Origin of the sequence: Plasticicumulans sp., assembly GCF_035331805.1 — a bacterium.
GTDB lineage: Bacteria > Pseudomonadota > Gammaproteobacteria > Competibacterales > Competibacteraceae > Plasticicumulans.
Genome location: NZ_DAOLKE010000426.1, coordinates 1 through 2,758 on the forward strand (window position 1 = coordinate 1; position 2,758 = coordinate 2,758).

Consider the following 2,758-nt stretch of genomic DNA (forward strand, 5'->3'; position numbering starts at 1 on the left):
GATGGCCGAAGCCCTGGCGGTCCGCGGCATGGCCTGGCAGAAGTTGGCCGCGCCCGTCGCCGGCGGACTGCGCGCGACCGCTCAGCCAGCCGGCGAACGCGATCAGCAGCGCTCCGCCGAGCGCGACCGGCAGCGCATCGGCACCGGCGAGCTGCGCGAGCACCCACAGCAGCCAGGCCGCAGCGGCGTACATCGGGAAGGCCAGCACCTCGCGCAGCCGCTGCATCCACGCCCCCGGCCGCGGCAGGCGCTGTGCGAGCGCCGGCACGAGCGCGAGCAGCAGATACGGCAGCGCCAGTCCGAGGCCGAGCGCGACGAAGATCGCGAGTGCCACCGGCACCGGCGCGGCGAGCGCCGCCCCGAGCGCGGCGGCCATGAACGGCGCCGTGCACGGCGTGGCGACGACGACGGCGAGCAGGCCGGTGAAGAAGCTGCCGGCGTGTCCGGGCCGCCCGGCGAGCGACTGGCCGCGGCCGGCGAGCCCGGCGCCGACTTCGAACACGCCGGAGAGATTCAGCCCGGTCGCGAACAGCAGCCAGAGCGTCAGCACCACGAACGGCGGCGACTGGAACTGGAAGCCCCAGCCGAGCGCGGCCCCGCCGGCGCGCAGCGCGAGCAGCGTGCCGGCGAGCGCGAGCAGGGCCGCCAGTACACCGGCCGTGTACGCGAGCGCCGACCGCCGCACCGCGCTCGCGCCGTGCCCGGCGAGCCGTGCGAGCGCGCCGGCCTTGATCGCCAGCACCGGGAACACGCAGGGCATCAGGTTCAGCAGCAGGCCGCCGGCGAAGGCGTAGAGCGCCGCCTGCCAGGCCGCAAACCCTGCGGCCGCTGCCGGGGCATCGCTCGCCGCGGCCGCTGCGGCATGGGCCGGTGTCAGCGCATACCAGCTCGTGGTGCCTGAGGTGCGGCGCAGGGCCAGCACGCCGTCGAGCGCCGTCTGCGGCGAAAACGCCTGTCCGCGCACCAGCGCCAGCTGCAGCCGTCCGGTCCGCGCATCGGCGCTGACGGCCTGCACGGCGGCGTGATCGATCAGGCCCCAGGCTGCCGGAAACCAGAAGGCGTCCTTGATCGTGCCGCCGCTCGCCGCACCATCGACTTCGAGCAGCAGCGCGCCGCCCTCGGCCTGCAGCCGCGCCGGCCACGCAGGCGCCTGCGGCATGCGCGCTTCGGCGGCGCGGAAGCTGTCGGCGACCTCGCCGCCGGCCGGTACGGGTGTCGTCGCGACCGGCAGCTCCAGCCGGAAGCGCCCCTGCTCGGGGATGCATTCCTTCTCGCACACCACCCAGTCGGCTTCGGCCTCGACCGTGAAGCGAGTGCCGGGCCGGGCCGCGGCCGGTACCGTCACCGTGAACGGCAGCACGATCGCATCCGAGTAGCCGAAGCTCTGCGCCGGCCCGACCGGCATGCGCTCGGGACCGGGCCAGCGGATCGGCCCGGCACTCGCGCCTTCGGGCAGCTGCAGCTCGATCTGCGGCGGCGAGCCGGCATCACCGGGGTTCTTCCAGTAGGTATGCCAGTGCGGCGCGAGGCGCTGGCGCAGGCCGAAGTCGAGCCTCTGGCCCGGGGCGACCGTGTCGTGATCGGCGACCAGCGTCACCGTCGCGCGCGGCGAGCGCACGGCTTCGCTCTCGGCGGCCTGCGCGGTGGCGCCCGCCAGATCGCCGGCAGCGAGCAGCAGCGCGAAACAGCAGGACAGGCGTCGGAACATCGGCACGGACTCCACGGACGGGACGACGGCGGGCATACGGACTCGCATGGCCGGGCGCCGGTTCCGGCGGTTACACGAAAAAGTTCCGTGCCCGGCAAAGTATTTTTCGCAGCCGTTACAGGGTTTCTGCCGCGAAATCCCCATCGCTGGCCGCTACGGCGCGCTGCGCCCGGCAGGATGCGCACGGATGCGTGTCGCGCCGATGCATCCCTGCATGGCTTGCAGGCGTGCGCAATGCCGGCGGCGTACGCTGCCGGCCTCCGCCCCGGATTCGACCCGAAAGGAAGGCTGCCGATGTCCCACAACCACTCAGGCCATCACGACGCGGGCACGCAGCCCTGCGCGATCTGCGGCAAGCCGTTCGCGCGGCGCGATCTGGTGCCGGCGGCGCTGGTGCGCGAGCCGCTGCAGCAGCTGCTGCAGCGCGAGCGGCCGGACTGGAACGCGCAGGCCTGGATCTGCCGGCCCGATCTGGCCGAGCTGCGCGCGCGCTACGTGCATTCGGTGCTCGAAGCCGAGAAGGGCGAGCTGACCGGGCTGGAGCAGGCGGTGCTCGACAGCCTGCGCCGGCACGAGATCCTGTCGGCCAACGTCGATGCCGAGCAGGAGCAGGCCTGGAGCTTCGGCGAGCGGCTCGCCGATCGCATCGCGAGCTTCGGCGGCAGCTGGAGCTTCCTGATCCTGTTCATGCTGTTCATCGCCGTCTGGATCGCGATGAACTCGCTGGTGATGTTCTTCCGGCCGCTCGACCCGTTCCCGTACATCCTGCTGAACCTGCTGCTGTCGTGCCTCGCAGCCGTGCAGGCGCCGATCATCATGATGAGCCAGAACCGTCAGGAGGCCCGCGACCGCGTGCGCGCCGAGCACGACTATCAGGTCAACCTGAAGGCCGAGCTGGAGATCCGCCACCTGCACGAGAAGATCGACCACCTGCTGAACCACCAGTGGGAGCGGCTGCTGCAGATCCAGGAGGTGCAGGTCGATCTGCTGACCGAGCTGCGCCGGCCGCGGTAAAAATCCGCAGCGTGCCGTGCCGGTTCCGGCTTGCAG

At 72.4% G+C, this 2,758-nt stretch carries 2 protein-coding genes; one reads left to right on the top strand and one right to left on the bottom strand.

Going from position 1 to position 2,758, the window contains the following annotated elements; translation table 11 throughout:
- Window positions 1-1,708, bottom strand: a 1,708-nt coding sequence (locus PKE44_RS17895; RefSeq protein WP_324553968.1) for a protein-disulfide reductase DsbD domain-containing protein, incomplete at its 3' end; no start/stop codon positions are given.
- Between the two features lie 294 nt (window positions 1,709-2,002).
- Here PKE44_RS17895 and PKE44_RS17900 point away from each other — a divergent pair.
- Window positions 2,003-2,722, top strand: a complete 720-nt coding sequence (locus PKE44_RS17900) for a DUF1003 domain-containing protein (RefSeq protein WP_324553970.1) — start codon at window positions 2,003-2,005, stop codon at window positions 2,720-2,722.
- Window positions 2,723-2,758: the final 36 nt, after the last annotated feature.

What these genes read in the sequence shown, in the direction of transcription:
- PKE44_RS17900 (WP_324553970.1), top strand. Translation starts at nt 2,003, where the DNA reads ATGTCCCACAACCACTCAGGCCATCACGACGCGGGCACGCAGCCCTGC.